Origin of the sequence: Rubellimicrobium roseum (genome assembly GCF_006152145.1) — a bacterium.
Classification (GTDB): Bacteria; Pseudomonadota; Alphaproteobacteria; order Rhodobacterales; family Rhodobacteraceae; genus Rubellimicrobium; species Rubellimicrobium roseum.
In genome coordinates this window covers 1-18,662 of sequence record NZ_VDFV01000024.1, presented here as the reverse complement: position 1 = coordinate 18,662, position 18,662 = coordinate 1, and the positions used below count along the sequence as shown (strand labels likewise).

17 protein-coding genes are annotated in these 18,662 nt (G+C 70.0%); 4 read left to right on the top strand and 13 right to left on the bottom strand.

Going from position 1 to position 18,662, the window contains the following annotated elements; genetic code table 11:
- Positions 1 to 32 precede the first annotated feature (32 nt).
- The 6 genes from FHG71_RS14575 to FHG71_RS14555 form a co-directional block, all read right to left on the bottom strand.
- Complete coding sequence (locus FHG71_RS14575) at positions 33 to 341, bottom strand: hypothetical protein (protein WP_139082429.1); 309 nt, start codon at positions 339 to 341, stop codon at positions 33 to 35.
- 156 nt (positions 342 to 497) lie between these two features.
- Positions 498 to 1,223 (bottom strand): trehalose-phosphatase, encoded by a 726-nt coding sequence (gene otsB / locus FHG71_RS14570; RefSeq protein WP_139082428.1) that lies wholly within the window; start codon positions 1,221 to 1,223, stop codon positions 498 to 500.
- Positions 1,220 to 2,593, bottom strand: a complete 1,374-nt coding sequence (locus FHG71_RS14565) for an alpha,alpha-trehalose-phosphate synthase (UDP-forming) (RefSeq protein ID WP_139082427.1) — start codon at positions 2,591 to 2,593, stop codon at positions 1,220 to 1,222. Before FHG71_RS14565 ends, otsB begins: the two co-directional genes overlap by 4 nt.
- Positions 2,594 to 2,687: 94 nt before the next feature.
- Positions 2,688 to 3,155 (bottom strand): metallophosphoesterase family protein, encoded by a 468-nt coding sequence (locus FHG71_RS14560; RefSeq protein ID WP_218014096.1) that lies wholly within the window; start codon positions 3,153 to 3,155, stop codon positions 2,688 to 2,690.
- Positions 3,156 to 3,158: 3 nt separating this feature from the next.
- Positions 3,159 to 3,326: a hypothetical protein gene (locus tag FHG71_RS23605; protein ID WP_176559434.1), complete on the bottom strand. Its 168-nt coding sequence runs from the start codon at positions 3,324 to 3,326 to the stop codon at positions 3,159 to 3,161.
- A 58-nt stretch (positions 3,327 to 3,384) separates the two neighbouring features.
- Complete coding sequence (locus tag FHG71_RS14555) at positions 3,385 to 4,692, bottom strand: MFS transporter (protein ID WP_139082426.1); 1,308 nt, start codon at positions 4,690 to 4,692, stop codon at positions 3,385 to 3,387.
- A gap of 142 nt (positions 4,693 to 4,834) precedes the next feature.
- Between FHG71_RS14555 and FHG71_RS14550 the strand changes: the two genes are divergently transcribed.
- Positions 4,835 to 5,683 (top strand): SIR2 family NAD-dependent protein deacylase, encoded by an 849-nt coding sequence (locus FHG71_RS14550; RefSeq protein ID WP_139082425.1) that lies wholly within the window; start codon positions 4,835 to 4,837, stop codon positions 5,681 to 5,683.
- 7 nt (positions 5,684 to 5,690) lie between these two features.
- On the opposite strand, the gene FHG71_RS14545 is transcribed toward FHG71_RS14550, so the two are convergent.
- From FHG71_RS14545 to FHG71_RS14520, 6 genes are read right to left on the bottom strand one after another with little or no spacing between them, the layout of a single operon-like run.
- Positions 5,691 to 6,800, bottom strand: coding sequence for a RuBisCO large subunit C-terminal-like domain-containing protein (locus FHG71_RS14545; RefSeq protein WP_139082424.1), 1,110 nt, complete (start codon positions 6,798 to 6,800; stop codon positions 5,691 to 5,693).
- The gene (locus tag FHG71_RS14540) at positions 6,797 to 7,798 is read right to left on the bottom strand and encodes a transketolase family protein (protein WP_139082423.1); all 1,002 of its coding nucleotides are present in this window, start codon (positions 7,796 to 7,798) and stop codon (positions 6,797 to 6,799) included. Before FHG71_RS14540 ends, FHG71_RS14545 begins: the two co-directional genes overlap by 4 nt.
- A 1-nt stretch (position 7,799) precedes the next feature.
- Positions 7,800 to 8,729: a transketolase gene (locus FHG71_RS14535; protein WP_139082422.1), complete on the bottom strand. Its 930-nt coding sequence runs from the start codon at positions 8,727 to 8,729 to the stop codon at positions 7,800 to 7,802.
- Positions 8,730 to 8,779: 50 nt separating this feature from the next.
- The gene (locus FHG71_RS14530) at positions 8,780 to 9,829 is read right to left on the bottom strand and encodes a substrate-binding domain-containing protein (protein ID WP_139082421.1); all 1,050 of its coding nucleotides are present in this window, start codon (positions 9,827 to 9,829) and stop codon (positions 8,780 to 8,782) included.
- A gap of 24 nt (positions 9,830 to 9,853) precedes the next feature.
- The gene (locus FHG71_RS14525; protein ID WP_139082420.1) at positions 9,854 to 10,843 is read right to left on the bottom strand and encodes an ABC transporter permease; all 990 of its coding nucleotides are present in this window, start codon (positions 10,841 to 10,843) and stop codon (positions 9,854 to 9,856) included.
- Positions 10,840 to 12,342: a sugar ABC transporter ATP-binding protein gene (locus tag FHG71_RS14520; protein WP_139082419.1), complete on the bottom strand. Its 1,503-nt coding sequence runs from the start codon at positions 12,340 to 12,342 to the stop codon at positions 10,840 to 10,842. Before FHG71_RS14520 ends, FHG71_RS14525 begins: the two co-directional genes overlap by 4 nt.
- Before the next feature lie 131 nt (positions 12,343 to 12,473).
- On the opposite strand from FHG71_RS14520, the gene mtnK reads away from it, so the two are divergent.
- Complete coding sequence (gene mtnK, locus FHG71_RS14515) at positions 12,474 to 13,727, top strand: S-methyl-5-thioribose kinase (protein WP_139082418.1); 1,254 nt, start codon at positions 12,474 to 12,476, stop codon at positions 13,725 to 13,727.
- Positions 13,724 to 14,836 (top strand): S-methyl-5-thioribose-1-phosphate isomerase, encoded by a 1,113-nt coding sequence (mtnA, locus tag FHG71_RS14510; RefSeq protein ID WP_139082417.1) that lies wholly within the window; start codon positions 13,724 to 13,726, stop codon positions 14,834 to 14,836. The genes mtnK and mtnA overlap by 4 nt, the downstream gene beginning before the upstream one ends.
- Here mtnA and FHG71_RS14505 read toward each other — a convergent pair.
- Complete coding sequence (locus FHG71_RS14505; RefSeq protein ID WP_139082416.1) at positions 14,833 to 15,795, bottom strand: sugar-binding transcriptional regulator; 963 nt, start codon at positions 15,793 to 15,795, stop codon at positions 14,833 to 14,835. The two genes, mtnA and FHG71_RS14505, sit on opposite strands and share 4 nt — an antisense overlap.
- Before the next feature lie 85 nt (positions 15,796 to 15,880).
- Here FHG71_RS14505 and FHG71_RS14500 point away from each other — a divergent pair, with 85 nt between their 5' ends.
- Positions 15,881 to 17,944: a bifunctional aldolase/short-chain dehydrogenase gene (locus FHG71_RS14500; RefSeq protein WP_139082415.1), complete on the top strand. Its 2,064-nt coding sequence runs from the start codon at positions 15,881 to 15,883 to the stop codon at positions 17,942 to 17,944.
- Positions 17,945 to 18,662: the final 718 nt, after the last annotated feature.

Here is an 18,662-nt window from a genome sequence, read left to right as displayed (position 1 = left end):
GACGATCGCCGGCCCGGCCGTCCGTGGCGGGGTCAGCCCCCGGCCAGACGGCGGGCCTCGGCCGCCCAGGCGCGGCAGGCGGCGTCGAGGCTCGGGCAGCCTTCCACCCGGATCCCGGCTAGCGAGAAGTCGACGTCGGTGAGCAGGGGGCTGGTGCGCAGGACGCAGGTCGGCAGCCGCCGGAGCCGGGAGCGCAGCGACTGCTCGGCCTCGTAGCGGCGCTGCGCCAGACGGTCCCAGCGCTCGCCCGCCGTGGGGTTCCAGCGCGGAACGGCCGCTCCCCATTCCTCCACCAGATCAGCCAGGGAAAAAAGGTCGCTCAGCCGGTCGGATCCGTCCATCGTCTGCCTCGCCTTGTTCTGCGGCACAGTCGTCCCGTGCCGTCCTCCCGGCGACAGGCTAGCACCGGGGAAGCCGGCCCGCCGATAGGGACGGAGGTCCGCAGACCGGGGTGCTTCTGTCCCGCCTGTGGCGCCTTTGGCAGAGGGCCGCCGGTGTCAGGCTGCTTCCCGCCCGAGCCAGGCGCGGACGGCGGCAGGATCGGGGGTGCGCAGCGCAGCCACGCTGTCGCCGAGCCCCACCTTGACCGCGAGGCCCCCCAGGTCCAGCGCCGCGCCCATGGCATCCTCGTCGGTGACGTCGTCGCCCAGCATCAATGGGCGGCGGCCGGCGAAGGGCGGCCGATCCATGAGCGCCCGGAGCGCGCGGCCCTTGTGAGCGCTGTCCGGCTTGACCTCCACCACCATCTTGCCCGCCTGCCAGACGCGACCCGGCTGGGCCCGTGCGGCGGCCTCGGCGGCTCGCAGGCAGTCCGGCCCGGCCTCGGGCGCGGCGCGGAAGTGGAGTGCGGCCACCGGTCCCTTGATCTCCAGCCGCACCCCCGGGGCCCGGCAGGCCGCACGCAGGGGCGCGAGCACCTCCTCGGGTGGCGGGGGAAGAGGGGGCGGGGGCGGCTCGTTCGGCGGCAGAACCTCCAGCCCATGCCCGCCCAGTCGCCAGACGCCCCCCGGCGTGCGCCGCGCGAGGTCGCGCAGGTCGCGTCCCGACAGGATTGCCACTGCCCCGTCCAGCCGACGGGCCAGCCCCTCGATGGCGGCCCCGGCCGCCTCGGGAAGCCATATCTCGTCCGGGTCGGGCCCGATCTCCGCGAGCGTGCCGTCGAAGTCGAGCACCAGCGCCCAGCCGGATCCCAGCCGAAGTTCCCCAAGATCGCCCAAGCTCATGCCATCTCCACGTCCCGCAGCGCGTCGAGGAAGTTCCGCCGCCAGGTGGCGACATCGTTGCGCCGCACCTCCTCGTCCAGCGCCTGCCAGCGCTCGACCCTTTCCTCGCGCGACATCCGCAGGGCCCGCAGGATGGCGTCGGCGACGCCACCCACGTCGTGAGGGTTCACCAGAAGGGCCGAGGGCATCCGCTCGGCCGCTCCCGCGAACTCCGACAGGATGAGCACGCCCGGGTCCTCGGGGACCTGCGAGGCCACGTATTCCTTGGCGACGAGGTTCATCCCGTCCCGCAGTGGCGTCACGAGGCCAACCCGGGCCAACTGGTAGAGTCCCGCCAGCACCTCGCGCGAATAGCCCCGCGCGAGGTAGCGGATCGGCGTCCAGTCGAGGTCCGAGTAGTCCCCGTTCACCCGCCCGGCCAAGCGGTCCATCTCTTCGCGCAGGTCGCGGTAGGCGCCCACCGTCTCACGCGAGGGCGGGGCGACCTGGAGCAAGTTCACGCGGCCCCGGAGCTCGTCATGCTCGTCGAGGAGGCGCCCGAAGGCCTGAATCCGCTGCGGCAGGCCCTTGGAGTAGTCCATCCGGTCCGCGCCGATCACCAGGGCGCGGTCGCCGATCATGCGCCGGACGCGGTCGGCCGCCGTGCGCGCCTCCTCGCCTTCCGAAAAGCGACGCATCTCGGCGGGATCAATGCCGATGGGGAAGGCCTCGGCGCGGATGATGCGACCATAGGCCTTCAGGCGACCGTCGGGCAGCAGCTCGGCGCCGTGCTGCTCGACCATGTAGCGGTGGAAATTGCCCACGTCGCGCTCGGTCTGGAAGCCGAGGAGATCGAAGTCGGCCAGACCGCGGGCGATCCGCTGATGCTGGGGCAGCGCCGCAAAGACCTCGGCGGGCGGAAAGGGGATGTGAAGGAAGAAGCCCAGCGGCCCCTGCCAGCCGTTGTTGCGCAGCTCCTGCCCGAGGAGCAGGAAATGGTAGTCGTGCACCCAGACGATGTCGTCGCGGCGCAGGAGCTGGTGCAGGAGCCGACCGAAGCGCCGGTTCACGGTGGCGTAACAGTCCCAGTCCTCGTCGACGAACCGGGCGAGGTCGATGCGGTAATGGAACACCGGCCAGAGCGCGCGATTGGCATAACCCAGGTAGTAGCCCGCCAGCTCGGCCGCGGTGAGGTCGGCGAGAGCGAACTCGACGTTGCCCTCGGTCACGATCCGCAGGCCGCGCGTCTCGCGCTCGACGGTCTCGCCCGACCAGCCGAACCAGAGGCCGCCCCGCTCGGTCAGCGCGTCCCAGAGCGCCACCGCAAGGCCGCCCGCGCGCTCCTCGCCCGGGGCGGCGGTACGGTTCGAGGCGACGATAAGGCGACCCATGGCATCATTCCTTTCGTTGGCGGGGCCGGTCGAGGGCGCCGCGGCGGGCATCAAGGACCGTACTGGCGCCGGGCGCAAGGGTTTCGGGCCCGCTCTAGACATCCAAGGCTTCGATCCGGGCCTCGGCCCGGTCCCCGTCGAGGGTCAGGTGCGCCACCGTCACCGCCAGGCGAAAGCGCCGAGGTCCGGCGCTGCCCGGGTTGAGGAACAGCGTCCCTCCGCGCCGATCAATTCCAGCCCGATGCGAGTGCCCCGAAACCACGACTCCGATTCTTCCGACAGGAAAATCGGGGTCAAGATCCTTCACGTCGTGGACCAGATGCACGTCGATGCCGCCAAGTGTCACGGTGCGCGTCTCGGGAAAGGCCCGCGCCCAGGCGTCTCGGTCGATGTTGCCCCGTATGGCCGTCACGGGCGCGAGCGCCTCCAGCGCCGGCACGATGCCGGGCGCGCCGATGTCGCCCGCATGAAGGATGTGGTCCGAACCCCGCAGGCACGCCACTGCCGCCGGCCGCAGCAGCCCGTGGGTATCCGCGATCACGCCGACCCGCAGCGTTGCCACGGCTCAGGGCCCGCCGGCAACCGATCCCACGACCGCCATGACCAGCGAGTCCAGGTCCACGGACCCGTTCACGACCAGCCGGTCCTCCTCGACGCGGACCTCTGGTCCGCCGTCCTCCTCGGACTGGCGCTGCAGTTCCTCGATGATCGCCGTCCTGAGCTTCTCTTCCATGGCCGGGCTCCCTCCGTCTTGCCCGGTCGCAATGAGCAAGTCGCGCGAGCGGTTCCGATCAGGCGAGCGGGCGGCTTCGCGTCTCCACGTCGATGAGCGCCGCGACGGCGGCCGCGAGAAGGAGGAGCGCCGCGAAGAGCCCCACCGCCGCGCCGAAGCCCTGCGCGACCACCACGGCCAGGGCCGACGGCGCCAGGAGCCCGCCCAGCCGGGCCATGGCGCTGGCCGCGCCCATGCCGGTGGCGCGGCTCGCGGTCGGGTAGATCTCGGGCGTGAAGGCGTAGAGCGAGCCCCAGGTGCCGAGCAGCGCGAAGCTCATGATGAGGAGGGAGGCCGCGATCAGGGGGGCGCTCTGGGCCAGCACGAAGAGCAGGCAGGCGGCGGCGCTGAGCAGGAGGAAGCCGATCAGCGTGGGCTTGCGGCCCCAGCGCTCGACCCCGTAGGCCGCCAGCGCATAGCCCGGAAGCTGCGCCAGCGCGATGAGCAGGATGAAGCCGTAGCCGCGCACGAAGCCGAAGCCCTCGCCCGCCAGCCGCGCCGGCATCCAGGTGAAGACGCCGTAGTAGGAGATCGAGACCAGGAACCAGACCGGCAGCACCAGAAGGGTGAGCCGGCGCAGCCCCGGCGACAGGAGCCCCGCCGAGGGGCGCGCGGGCGGAGCAACAACTGGGCCGTCCAGCGGCGGCTGGCCGTTGGCTACGAGCACGCGGTCGAGCACGGCGCGGGCCTCGGCCGCCTCGCCCCGGCGCAGCAGGTACATGGGCGATTCCGGGACCCAGAGCCGCAGCCAGATCCCGATGAGCGCGGGCAGAGCGGTCAGGGCGAAGAGCCATCGCCAGGGCTCGGCCACGCCCGCCCCGCTCAGGGCCCAGGCGGCCAGCGCGATCGCCACCGTGCCCACCGCCCAGAAGCCTTCGAGGAACACCAGCCACCGCCCGCGCGACCGGGGCGGCAGGAACTCGGCCATGAGCGCATAATCCACGGGCAACGTGCCCCCCACCGCCGCGCCGGTCAGGAAGCGCAGCGCAAGCAGCATTTCGAAGGAGGGCGCGAACACCGACAGGAGCCCGAAGATCCCGTCGCAGGCCACCGTCACGAGCAGCACGCGGCGGCGCCCGATCCGGTCGGCCAGACGGCCGAAGAGGCTCGCCCCCACCAGCATCCCCAGGAAGAACAGCGTTCCCGTCTGGAGCGCTTGCGGCACCGTGAGGCCGAAGCTTGCGGCAATGGAGGGGGCGGTGAAACCCACGGCCAGCACTTGCATGGCATCGGCGGCCCAGACGAAGCCGAAGACGCCCAGGAGGCGTTTCTGGAACGGGCCGGTGCCGGCCCGCGTCAGCGCGTCCTCGACGGCGATGGATCTCATGGCGGCCTCCGGCGGAAGGGATGGCGAGAATGCAAGCTGCGGACCGGCGGCGGGTTCCCGCGGTCTCCGCGCCGTAGGCCAGTCGGGCCCAAGGCGCAAGCCGGGCCGGGAACCCGGCGGGGCCACCCCCGTTCCCCGTCCCATGCAGGACGACCTTGACGACCTCGCCGCCTCCGTCCGGGACCGCCGGGCGATCCTCTTCGTCGGGGCGGGGATCTCGATGACCGTGGGCCTGCCGTCGTGGCAGGCGCTGATCGACCACATCATGGAGGAACTGGGCCTGGAGCCCGAGACCGACCCCGAGGCGAGCCTGGGCCACCCGATCCTGGCCGAATACTACCGCATCCGCTACGGGACGATCGGCCCCCTGCGCAGCTGGATGGACCGCGAATGGAAGGTGAGCGAGGACAGCGTGCGCGACTCGCGCATCCACCAGCTCATCGTGTCCTTGGGGTTTCCTCTGATCTACACGACCAACTACGACCGCAACCTGGAGGTCGCCTTCGAGGCGCAGGGCCAGCCCTATGTCAAGATCGCCAACGAGCGCGACCTGACCATCGCCGACCCGACCTGCACGCAGATAGTCAAGTTCCACGGTGACTTCGAGGATGACGCGAGCCTCGTCATCACGGAGTCCGACTACTTCTCGCGCATGAGCTTCGACAGCCCGCTGGACGTGAAGTTCCGCGCTGACGCGATGAGCCGGACGCTTCTCTTCATCGGCTACTCGCTGCGGGACCTGAACATCCGGTTGCTCCTGCACCGGATCTGGGAGAGCTGGAGCCGGTCGCCCTACGAGCGGAACCGGCCACGCAGCTACATCTTCCTGCCCCGTGCGGGTCCGGCGCAGAAGGCCGTGCTCGCGCGGTGGGGCCTGACGGTCGTGACCTCGCAGACCACGGACCCTGAGGCCGGTCTCACCGACTTCCTGGAGCGCCTGTCGGAACGCGTCAGGGATGGCGCGGACGAAACGCCCGGACGCAGGAAATGAGCGGCCCTCAGCCGTCCAGCGCCCGACGCATCCGCGCAATCTCGGCGCCCAGCCCCTCGCCGTGGCGCAGGAGGCTCCCGCCCAGGAGATAGGCCACGTCCTGACCGTACATGGCCTGCATCTCCTGCGCGCGGTCCACGCTCATGCCGCCGCCAGGGTTGGGGAGGATCGGGCGACCGGGGCCATTCGGGTCCAGGCAGGCCTTTGCAATGGCGCGGCAGTCGCCTTCCGTGAAGCCGAATCGGCCGCCCACGTTGGGGAAGATGGACAGGTCAGACCCCGCGAGGCGCTGGAGCGTGCCGTAGATCACGGCGCAATCCATCCCCGACCCCTCGGACACCACGAAGGGGCCCGTGAGGCTCGGATGCATCATGACAGCGAGGTTCAGCGCCTCGTCGCGGGCGATCCGCGACACAAGTCCCCAACCGAAGAGACCCGGCATCACGACAAGCCCGTCCACCCGCGCCGCCTTGGCGAAGGCGAGGTTCGCCTCGATCCGTTCGAAGGGGCCGGGCAGGGTGGCGAAATAGGCGGGACGCCGTCCCGTCTCGAGCTCGGCGCGGTCGAGAGCGGCGACGACCGCTTCGACCCGCGCGCGGAAGGGGGCGGTGCGCAGGTCCGAAAGGCCGTGGTCCTCCTTGATGATGTCGGCCCCGCCCAGCGCGCAGAGACAGGCGATGCGCGCGATCTCCTCGGCCCCGATGCCCTGCGGCTTGAGGACGGGGCAGATCAGTCCGCCCTCGGGCCGCCGGGCCATGCGGCGGATGCCCTCGACGCCGAAGCGCGCGCCGGGGTGGCGGCGCCGGATCTCGGGGCCCGGGTCGATGGCGATGACACGGATGCCCTTCTGCAGCGAGGAGTTGCCGAAGACGACGTTCAGGAACTGGTGGAAGTCGTCTCCCGCGCTCTCGGGGCTGTAGGAGATGGTCGCCCGGAAGCCGTCGCTGTCGGGGCCGATCTCCTCGATCCGGCCCACGATCTCGTCCCGGACAAAGCCGGGGGGCACCACGTCGGGGGGCACCTCGACCGTCTGCTCGTAGGCGATGCCCTCGGCGCGGGCGCGGGCCTCGGCGGCGTCGGTGGCCCGGATGCGGTAGGTGACGGCGAAGCGGCTCACAGCGCCTCCGCCTTCACGGCCGAATGGACGGCCTCGACGCGCACCGCGCTCAGGTCCTCTTCGGTGATCCCGGTGCTCTGGCCTGTCAGCCGTTCCACGCCGCGCACCAGCGCCAGCGCATCGAGCCCGTAGTGCCGCATGAGGTAGGGCCGCGAGCCGCCGTGCGCGTAAGTGTCCTGCAAGCCCAGCCGCACGAGGCGCTTGGCCAGCCCCGCCTCGGCCAGTGCCTCGGCGACCATGCTGCCGATCCCGCCGGTGACGAGGTGGTTCTCCAGCGTGACGACGCCGTGCCGGACGCTGACCGCGTGGTCGACGATCTGGGCGGCGTCGAAGGGCTTGTGGGTGCTCAGGTGCAGGTGGCGCACTGACACGCCCGCGCGGTCCAGCGCGCCCCGCGCGCGCAGCGCCTCTTCGGTGGCGATCCCGGCCGTGACCACCAGCACGTCCGACCCTTCGGCCAGCACGCGCATCCGGCCGACCTTCAGGGGCGTGTCGAAGAGGCGGGGGACGGAGCCGCGCAGGATACGGCAGTAGACCGGACCGTCCACCGTGTCGGCCTCGGCCACGATGCTCTCGACCTCGGTGGCGTCCCCGGCCTCCAGCACGGTCATGTTGGGAATCGTGCGCATGATCGAGATGTCTTCGATCGCCTGGTGGGTCATGCCGCCCGGCGTCGTCACGCCCGGCAGGAAGCCCATGAGCCGGACCTTGCGGCGCGGATAGGCGACCGAGGCCATGAGCTGGTCGTAGGGCCGCCGGTATAGGAACACGCCGAAGGAGTGCAGGAAGGGCCGGAACCCCGCGAGGCCTAGGCCGCCCGCGAAGCTCATCATGTTCTGCTCGGCCATGCCGAGGCTCAGGAACTGGTCGGGATTGCGGTCGCGGAAGCCGTCGACCTCGCAGGAGGAGGTGAGGTCCGCCGAGAGGCACAGCACCTCGGGGTGCCGGACGGCGTAGTCCTCGAAGGCCTTCGCGTAGGGTCGGTTCACCATCTCCATGTCAGTGGGCCTCCAACTCGACGGGCGGCACGCCCAGCTCGGCCGCGATCGCCGCGTTCATCTCGCGCCGTTCGGCCTCGTCCCTGAAGCGGACGTAGTGGAGGCGCGGGAAGCGGCGCATTAGGAACTCCATCCCCTTCGTGGGCGAGGAATGGGCGAGCACGATCAAGGGTCGCCCTGCGTGTTCGGTCCCCGCCGCCTCGCGCAGCGCGGCAAGGTCGTGCGCGTCCACTTCGGCCACCACGGCGCCGAACTGGCGCAGCTTGGCGGCGATGTCGCCCACCTCCATGACGCTGTCCATGGCGCCGTCGCATTGCTGCCGGTTCACGTCCATGACGGCCCAGAGATTGTCGACCCGGTGGTGCGCGGCGGCCTGCACGGCTTCCCAGGTCTGGCCTTCCTGCACCTCGCCGTCCGACATGAAGACGCAGATCTTTCCCGCCTCGCCCTTGCGCTTGCGACCCCAGGCAAGGCCCGCAGCGGTCGAGAGCCCGATCCCCAGCGTGCCGTTGTGGACCTCCATGCCGGGAGAATGCTCGGCCCCGATCATCTCGACGCTGCTGCCGTCCTTGTTGAACTGCTCCAGCCCTTCGGGTGCCATCCGCCCGACCTCGATCAGGCAGGCATAGGCCACGAGCGCGTAATGCGCGGGCGCGATGAACAGGCGGTCATGCTCCGGCGTGAACGGCCCGTTGTAGCCCGCGCCCGTCACGTAGTCCGGGTTGCCTGCCGAGGGTACGCCTGCGAAGGGCGGCGGGACCAGGGGCCGGGTCGAGGGGCCGAGGTTCAGCGCCTCGTTATAGAGGAAGGCGAGCTGCTCGGCGGCTGAGCAGGCCTGGCTCAGGTAGCCGCCGTTGTTACGGATGGAATGCTCGAAGACCCGACGGCGGATGCCTCGGGCCACGTCCTCGGTTGTTCGCTCGTTGCGCAAGGCGGGGCCTCCTTGGGGGAGGGCGCGGACGAGCCGCGCCCCCGGCTGTCTCAGTTCTGCGACGGCGCGCTGGGCAGGGGCATCCAGTCGGGCGCGGCCACGTCCGCATGGGCGAAGGCGGGCACGCGGGCCGACAACTCCTCCATATTGGTGATGTTCTCGTCGTTGAGCTGCTGTTGCGTGATGAGCGTCGGCGGCACGATGACTTGATCGCCCGGGTCCTCGCCCGCCAGCAGCATCGCCAGCGCCCGCACAGAGACCTCGCCCACCACGGCGGGATTGGTCGCGGCGGTGGCCTTCCAGGCCGACCCGGGCTCGCGCATGGCGGCGATGTCGGCGGTCGAGATGTCGGCCGAATAGATCGAGACCTGCCCCGACATCCCCGCCTCGTCCACGGCGATCTTCACGCCCTTGGCGAACTCGTCGTAAGGCGCGAACATGACGGTGATGTTCGGGTTGGCCGAGATTACCGAACGCGCTTGGTTGGCAACCGAGTTGGCGATGGGGTTGTCGAGCGTGCCGAACTGCGCGACCTCGTTGATCCCCGGATAGCGTTCCTTGAACTCGGTCCAGGTCTCGTGACGGCGGTCGAGCGGCGCGATCCCCGGCACGTAGACGTAGCCGGCCGTCCATTCCTCGCCGTTGTCCGCGATGGCCTGCTCGAGCGCGAGGCGGGCGAGGTCGCGGTCGGACTGCTCTATCTGCGGGATGTTCTCGTTTTCGACGTTCACGTCGAAAGCCACGACGGGGATGCCGGCGTCGAGCGCCCGCTGCGCGGCCTCCTTCATCGACTCGGTCAGGCCATGCTGGATGATGATGCCATCCACGCCCAGCGCGATGGCCTGGTCCACCATGTCGGCCTGAAGCGCCGCGTCCTGCCGGCTGTCGAGCACGCGCAGGTTCACGCCCAGCGCTTCGGCCTGACGCTCCACGCCCGACAGATAGGCTTGGAAGAAGTCGCCGGTGGAGAGATAGCGCACCAACGCGATCTCGACCTCGCCGGGATTGTCGAAGGGGGCGGGCATGGACTGCGCCAGCGCCAGCCCCGGCGCGAGCGCGGCGGAGGCGAGAAGCGCCCCGAAGGTCCGTCTGTTCAGCATGGTTTCTCCTCCCAAGGTTGGCCGTCAGGCGCTCCGGGTTCGCCGCCCGGTCAGCGCGAATGTGAAGACGAGGGCCACGACCAGGACCGCCCCCTTCACGAAGTCTTGCGTGTAGTAGGGGGCGTTCAGCATCGTGAGACCCTGCAGCAGGATGCCCACGAAGAGCGCGCCGATGGCCGTGCCGAAGGCGTTTGGCTTGGAGGCCCCCAGCACCGCGAAGCCGATCAGCGCCGCCGCCACGCTGTCGAGGAGAAGGTTGTTCCCCGAAGCCACGTCCCCGCGCCCGAGCCGCGCCGCCAGAAGGATGCCGCCTACCGAGGCCAGCACCCCCGAGATCACGTAGGCCGCGACCTTGTAACGCTCGACGTTCGCCCCGGCGAGCGCAGCGGCCTGCGCGTTGGAGCCGATGGCGTACATGAGCCGCCCATGGCGCGTCAGTTCCAGAAAGCTCCAGACCAGCACAGCGATGAGAAGCAGGAACACCACCGACAGAGGCAGCACGTCCCCAAGCCGCAGCCGCCCCAGTGCCAGGAAGGCGGGCGAGAAGGTTCCCGTGGCCGTCGTCCCGTCCGGCAGCGCCATGCCGGTGGCGATCGAGTTTCCTTCCGTGGGAATACGCTGGATGCCCAGGAGCACGAACATCATGCCGAGCGTCGCGAGCAGGTCCGGCACCTTCATCTTGACGATGAGGAACCCGTTGATGAGCCCCACGCCCGCGCCCATGAGTAGGCACAAGGCTACCGCCGCGACCGCGCCCATCTCCCACACCACCATGACATAGGCCGAGAGCATCAGGGCCGAGGTGGCGACCGCACCGATGGACAGGTCGAAGCCACCGACGACCAGCGTGCAGGTGACGCCCAGCGCCAGGATGCCGGTGATCGCCACCGACTGAAGGATGAAGACCGCGCTGGGCACCGTCAGGAAGCCGCTCGCCGTCACGCCGAAAACCACGATGAGGCCCGCCATCAGCACGAGGAAGCCATAGCGGATGGCGAGGTCCCGGGCGGTCATGCGGCGGCTCCGTGCGCGTCGGTGACCTGTCGCATGACGGAGGACAGGTCGAGGTTCTCGTTGCGGTGCTCGCCCGCGACCGTGTGCTCGCTCATCACGAGGATTCGGTCGGCGATCTCCATGGCCTCGTCCAGTTCGGCGACCAGTACCAGCGTGGCCCGGTCCCGCGCGGTCGCACGGATCTTGGCACCGATGTCGCGCCGGGCCTGGATGTCCACACCCTGGAACGGCTCGTCGAGGACGAGGAGACGCGAGGCCTCGGCCATCCAGCGCCCCACCGCCACCTTCTGCTGGTTGCCGCCCGAGAGCGTGAGGATGCCGTCACGCGGCGAGCGGCAGACCACGCCCATCTCGGCCACCATGCGGGCGCCCAAGGCGGCCTCGGAGCGGCGGCGCAGGAAGGGACCGCGTGCATGGCGGCGCAGGAAGGGCAAGGACAGATTCCGCGCGATGTCGAAGTCCGCGATCAGCGTGTTCGCCCGCCGGTCCCGCGGGACCATGTAGACGCCGCGGGCGATGGCTGCGATGGGCGAGGCGGGCGCGTACGGCGCCCCGTCCAAACGCATCGCGCCCGCTACCGGCGCCGCGAGCCCGAAGAGCGCGGCCGCCAGCGCCGACTTTCCCGCGCCGACGAGGCCGGTGACGGCGACGACCTCGCCCGCCCGCGCGATTAGGTCGAAGGGACGTGCGCCCGGCCTAAGGACGGTACCCTGCATCGACAGTACGACCGGCCCCGGCGCCGGGATGGTGATGGCGGCCTCGGACAGGTCGCGGCCGAGCATTGCCCGCACCGCGCCCCCGGTGTCGAGCGGCTGGGCTTCGAAGACCCCCGACACGACCCCGTCGCGCATCGACACGATCCTGTCGGCGATGCGCCGGATGTCCGACATGCGGTGCGAGATGTAGAGGAGAGCCACACCCTGTGCCCGAAGCCGGTCGATCAGTGCGAAGAGGCGCTCGGCCTCGGCGGCCGAGAGCGACGAGGTGGGCTCGTCGAGGATCAGCAGGCGCGGCTTGTGCGCCATGGCCCGCGCAATGGCCACGAGTTGCCGGTCGGCAAGCGGCAGCTCCGCCATCGGCCGGCGCAGGTCCACGCGGAGTCCCACCGCCTCGGCCACGGCGCGAGCGCGGTCCCGCAGCTTGCGGCCTGAGGCCACGCCCACGGACCCGTCCGCAATCTGGTCGAGCAGAAGGTTCGATGCCACGTCGAGGTCAGGCACCACGCCGTCGTCGATGTTCTGATGCACGGTCACGACGCCCGCGCGCAGGGCCTGCGCGGGCGAGCCCGGCGCGAAGGGCCGCCCGCCCAGCGTGACCTCGCCCCGGTCGGTCGGGTGGACGCCGCAGAGCACCTTTACGAGCGTCGACTTGCCCGCGCCGTTCGCGCCCATGAGCACCGTGACTGCCCCCGCTGGCAGGTCGAAGTCGATGCCCCGCAGCACTCGGTTGGGCCCGAACGCCTTGCTGAGCCCCCTCACGCGGATCGCCGAGCCGTCCACGCCATCCTCCCTCTTTCCCTGCAGGCGACCCCATCGCCTGTCAAAAGTCAATGCGCTTTGACAAAAGACAGGAATGCGGGGATTATCCGGCCAAGCGGCCCGGGAGGAGGCCCGACGAACGGGAGTTTTCGATGATGCAGGACCCCTATGCCCCCCTGACGGTGGAGACGCTGCCGCAGCGGCTGGGCGACCTGCCCGCGTTGCGGGACCGTCTGGGCGATGCGGGGACGTGGCAGGTGCGCGAGGTGGGCGACGGGAATCTCAACCTCGTCTTCATCGTCGAGGGCGAGGCGGGCGGGCTCGTGGTCAAACAGGCGCTGCCCTACGTTCGGCTCGTGGGCGAAAGCTGGCCGCTGCCGCTGCGGCGCTCCTTCTTCGAATATCACGCGCTCCGCCGGCAGGATGCGCGCGACCCGGGCAGCGTGCCAGAGGTGATCCACTTCGACGAGGCGCAGGCACTGATCGTCATGGAATACCTCGACGGCCACATCATCCTGCGCCGCAGCCTGATCGAGGGGAACCGGCACGAGGGCCTGGGCGAGTTTCTCGGCCGCTTCTGCGCGCGCACGCTGTTCCGCGGCTCGGACCTGTCGATGTCTGCCGCCGATCGCAAAGCTGACCTCGCTCTCTTCGCCGGCAACGTGGAGCTGTGCGACATCACCGAGGCGCTCGTGTTCACCGAGCCCTACTTCGATGCCCCGCTCAACCGTCACACGCCGGCGCTCGATCCGATCGTCCGGGACCTTCGCGCCGACGCCGCTCTCAAGATCGAGGCACAGCGGCTCAAGGCCGCCTTTGCCACTCGCGCCGAGACGATGCTGCACGGCGACCTCCACACCGGCTCCGTCATGGTGCAGGGCGACAGGGCCCGCGTCATCGACCCCGAGTTCGCGATGTACGGGCCCATGGGCTTCGACGTCGGCATGCTGATGGCCAATTTCCTGATGGCCCATTGCGCGCAGCCCGGCCACGGCGACCGCGCTGACCATCAGGAGTGGATCCTGTCCGTCGTCCGCGCGATCTGGACGAACTTCACGGCCGAGTTCACCCATCTGTGGCGCACGGAGCGGACGGGAATGCTGTTCCCTCGGACGCTCTTCGAGGATCAGAGCCAGGCCTGGGCCGCCGAGTCCGCGCGCGAACGGTGGCTGGGGCAGGTCTGGCGCGACGCGTTGGGCATCGCGGGCCTTGAATGCCACCGCCGCATCCTGGGCCTCGCCCACAACGCCGAGTTCGAGCGCATCGCGGACGAGGGTCTTCGCGCGGCTTGCGAGGCCAAGGCACTGGTCTTGGGCCGTGCGCTCCTGATGGGGCAGGGGGACATCGCAGGCATCGAGGCGCTCCTCGGCCTCACGCGCAGCATCTCGGAAAGGGATTGGCTATGAAGATCGACGGGAAACCCTTCCGCTCCATCTGGCGCGAGGAGGACGGCTCGCCCTGGGGCGTGGTGAAGATCATCGACCAGCGCTGGCTGCCCCACGACCTGCGGATCGAGGCGCTGGTTGATCGGCAGGCCTTCGCGGTCGCGATCCGCGACATGTGGGTGCGCGGCGCTCCCCTGATCGGCGCCACGGCCGCCTATGGCGTGGCCGTGCAGATGGCCGAGGACCCCTCCAACGCCTCGCTGGACGAAACCTGGGAGGTGCTGCACGAGACGCGCCCCACCGCGATCAACCTGCGCTGGGCGCTGGACGACATGCGGGCCCGCCTGCGCCCCCTGCCGCCCGAGGAGCGTGCCCGAGCGGCCTTTGCCCGCGCGGACACGATCTGCGAGGAGGACGTGGAGATGAACCGGAAGATAGGCGAGCACGGCCTCGCCATCATTCGGGACATCGCGGCCAAGAAGCAGCCGGGCGAGCCCGTGCGCATCCTCACCCACTGCAACGCCGGCTGGCCCGCGACGGTGGACTGGGGCACCGCAACCTCGCCCATCTACCAAGCGGTCGAGGCGGGCATCCCCGTCCACGTCTTCGTGGACGAGACGCGCCCCCGCAACCAGGGCGCGCAGCTCACCGCTTGGGAGCTGAACTCCCACGGCGTGCCGCATTCGCTGATCGTGGACAACGCGGGCGGCCACCTGATGCAGCACGGCGAGGTTGACATGGTGATCGTCGGCACCGACCGGACCACGGCGAACGGCGACGTGTGCAACAAGATCGGGACCTACCTGAAAGCGCTGGCCGCGCGGGCCAACGAGGTGCCTTTCTACGTGGCGCTCCCGTCGCCCACCATCGACTGGACCGTGAAGGACGGCGTCAGGGAGATTCCCATCGAGGAACGATCGGGCGCCGAGGTCACCCATGTCCAGGGCCGCGACGCCGAAGGCCGGATCGTGACGGTGCAGGTCTCTCCCGACGGCACGGACGCGCGCAACCCCGCATTCGACGTGACGCCAAGGGCGCTGGTCACCGGCCTCATCACCGAGCGCGGCGTCTGCGAAGCCTCGCCCGAGGCGCTGGCCACCATGTTCCCCGACCGGGCCAACAAGGTCTAGGCGGACAGCATCGCCTCGGCCACGCTCGCCCCGGTCACGAGGTGAGTGACATAACCCCCCCGGATCGCAGCGAGCGACGGTAGGACTTTGTCATGCCCGGGGGTGACCATGATCCCCATCTCCAGCCCTACGAGGCGAGGCAGGGGGACGCCGATCATGCGCTCCTCCATGACGTCCGGCACCGCCCGCCCGCTCTCGTCCACGAAGCGCCCGCAGATCACCCCCGCCGCCCCCTTGGCGACGTTGCGGCGGAGGTCCTCTGCCGTGGCGAGGCCCGAGAGGACGATGTGGCTGTCGGGTCCGGCGGTGCCGGTTGAGAACAGGAACTTGTTCACCGTTCCGATCTGGTCGAGCTGCGCCCGCAGGATTGGCTCGGCCCGCAACTCCTCCGCCAGTTCCGGCCGGCTCAGGATCGCCGGGGCGAAGATGTTGACGCAGCGCGCGCCGAGCTGCTGGGCAAGGAGCGTCGAGCAGGCCTCGGCGGTGAAGCCGTAAGGGGTGGCCATGCTGCCTACCAGTTGAAGGACAGTCAGGTCGGGGACGCGACTCGGCTCTACGGCCTCTGCCAAGTCATGCACCGTCCGTCCCCAGGCCACCCCCAGCCGGTCCCCGGGCCCGAGGAGCGACGGCAGCCACATCGCGCCCCCAGCCACGACGCGGCGGAACTGCTCTTCCTCCGCCAGCCCCTCGTCGGGCAGGACATAGGCAGCGCGGAGGCCGAACCTCTCACAGAGCGCGACCGCCAGCCGATGCTGCACAAAGGCCGGGGCGGCCAGCGAGATGCGGATGAGGCCCTGCGCCCGCGCCTCCTGGAGATGGTTCACCACGGTCGCCCGCGACAGGCCCAGCCGGTCGGCGATTTCCTTTTGATTGAGACCGTCCTGATAGTAGAGCCAAGCGACCTCGATCAGCACGTCGCCGCCCATGCGCCCCGGCCCGCGCCGCCGCCCGCCCACCATCCCCATGCTCCGTCATTTGTCAGGGTTTCTTGACTTCTGTCGAAAACCGCCCTGAGGTCAACGGCGACAAAGGGGAGGGGGTCGGATGTTCGAGAACTTGTGGCGCGACGACGAAGCGGCGGCGTTCGAGACGGCGGCAGGCGACGACCCGAATGCCCGGCTGCTCGCGCTCCGCGTCTACAGCTCGCGCCTGATCGGCCGCGTGCCGGACCTCGTGATGCATGGAGGCGGCAACACTTCGATCAAGCTCACTGCCCGCGACGTCTTTGGCGACGAGGTGGAGGTCCTGCATGTCAAGGGTTCCGGGGCCGACCTCGACTCGATCACGCCCGCGGGCCTGCCGGCCGTGCGGCTCCAGCCGCTCCACCGCTTGCGGGGACTCGGCGCGCTGTCGGACGAGGCCATGGTGAATGTCCAGCGCGCCAACCTCCTCGACAGCGCTGCGCCGAATCCATCGGTGGAAACGCTGCTCCACGCTTGGCTCCCCGACCGGGTGATCGACCACACCCACGCCACGCCTTTCTTGGCGCTGGCGAACCTGCCCGAGGTCGAGGCAGCCGTGCGCGAGATCTTCGGGTCGCGCCTCGCGCTCGTGCCCTACATCATGCCGGGCTTCGCCCTGGCCAAGGCGGCGGCAGCCGTCCGCGACGCGCATCCCGAGGCCGAGGGCCTGCTTCTTGTCAACCACGGCCACTTCACCTGGGGCGCGACCCCGCGCGAATCCTACGATCGCCTGATCGACCAGACCAACGATGTCGCGGTCTGGCTCGCGGCCCAGGGTCGTCCCACGAACCGCCCCGCGCAGGCGCGCCGGTCCGACCCAGAGGCCGGGCCTGTCCTGGCCGCGCTTCGGGGGGCGCTCGCTTCGGCTCTCCCCAAGCGCGCGGCGCTGCCCGTCCTCGACCTGCGCGACGACGATGGGGTGCGAAGCTTTCTTGAACGCCCTGACCTCGCGGACCTCGCCACGCGGGGCGTCGCCACGCCAGACCATGTGATCCGCACCAAAGCCGGTCCGTTGCACCTCAACCGCCCGACGCTGGAAGCCGGCCCCGAGGCGATGCGGCAGGCCGTGGTCGCCTTCGCTGACCGGTACCGCGCGTACTTCGACCGGCAGGCCAGGCGCGCCGCCACGCCCAAGACGATGCTCCCGCCCATGCCCGGCCTTGTCTGGGCCGAGGGGCTAGGCGTGGTGGGCGTCGGCGCGACAGCCGCCGCCGCCCGCATCGCGGGCGACATCGGCACGCAGACGTTGCGCGTGATGGAGCAAGGCGAGTCCGTCGGCGGCTACCACCCTATTGGCGAAGCTGACACCTTCGACATGGAGTACTGGTCGCTGGAGCAGGCCAAGCTTGGCAAGGGCGCCAAGCCCCCGCTCCAGGGCCGCATCGTGCTCGTGACAGGCGGGGCCGGAGCTATCGGGCGTGCGGCGGCCAGGGCCTTCGCAGGGCAGGGCGCAACCGTGGTCCTGACCGACCGCGACGAGGGCGCGCTCGGCGCCGCGCTCAAGGACCTGGGGCGGGACCATGGCGCGGTGGCGGCGGACCTGACCGCCCCCGGCGCGGCGGCGCGGATCGTGGCCGCCTGCGTCCGCCGCTTCGGCGGGCTCGACATCCTCCTCTCCAACGCCGGCGCCGCCTGGCAGGGCGAGATGGCAACGCTCTCCGACGCCACTCTGCGCGAAAGCTTCGAGCTCAACTTCTTCGCCCATCAGGCCTTGGCGCAGGCGGCGGTCGCCGTCTTCCGCGAGCAGGCCCGTGGACTGGGCGGGCGGGCGGGCGGGCAGATTATTTTCAACGTCTCCAAGCAGGCCGTGAACCCGGGAAAGGGCTTCGGCGCCTACGGTCTGCCCAAGGCCGCGACCTTCTTCCTGCTGCGTCAATTCGCGCTCGAGCTCGGTCCCGAGGGGATCCGCGTGAACGGGGTGAACGCCGACCGTATCCGCTCAGGCCTTGTAACCGAGGCCTTCATTGCCGAGCGCGCACAAGCGAGGGGTGTCACGCCCGAGCGCTACATGGCCGGCAACCTCCTGGGGCAGGAGGTCGAGGCGCGTCACGTGGCCGAGGCCTTCGTGATGCTGGCTCTCGCCGAGAGAACCACTGGCCATGCCATGACGGTCGACGGCGGCAACATCGAGGCGGCGCTGCGTTAGCGAGCAATCGGGCGACCATTCTGCCTGGGTCGCCATTTGCCCACGAGGGAGAAGCGCTCTCCGGATCCGTTTCGCGGAGGTCGTAAGCTACATAGGGGGTGCCCCTGTTTCGGTGCCGGCCCTGCGCGTCGCTCCAAGGAGGCGCTACCTGTCACGCGCCCTTGGCGGGCGCGACGTACTCGCTGTGACTGATAGATCCAGCACATGCCATACAGGTCCGGCGATGACGGCGGTTGCGACGGCTCGGAGCAACAAGTTGCCGTGTCAGGTGTCCTGCCTGGCAAGGCCCTCCTTCGGTCAGCCGCAAGCGTTCGCGATGGGCAGCGCGCCGTATGGGGGCGACGCGGTTGTGGGTCGCCGGGCGTTTCCTGCTCGCGCCAGTCGAGCCGTGACGGCCCTCTTGTTCCCTACGCGACAGCAGCGCTTCCAGATGACCATCGGTTCATAATCTGGAGCAAGCAGTGACTGTCCCTGTTGCGACAATTTCCGACGCATCTCATGAAGGCAGTCGACGACCTGCACTCGCGTCGTCCCTCTGAAGCGCCGTTCAGCGGTCGCCGAGGAACAGCCACTCGCGGCGTCCATCGCTCGCCACAGACAGCCGCTGCGCGCCACAAATCAGATCGTATCCACGGGACATCGAACCGGGGCGTTGTTGCGCAACTCGAGTTGAGGCCGAGTTCGCCCCTTTCCCCTCGAGGTCAGGCGACGCGCGTGA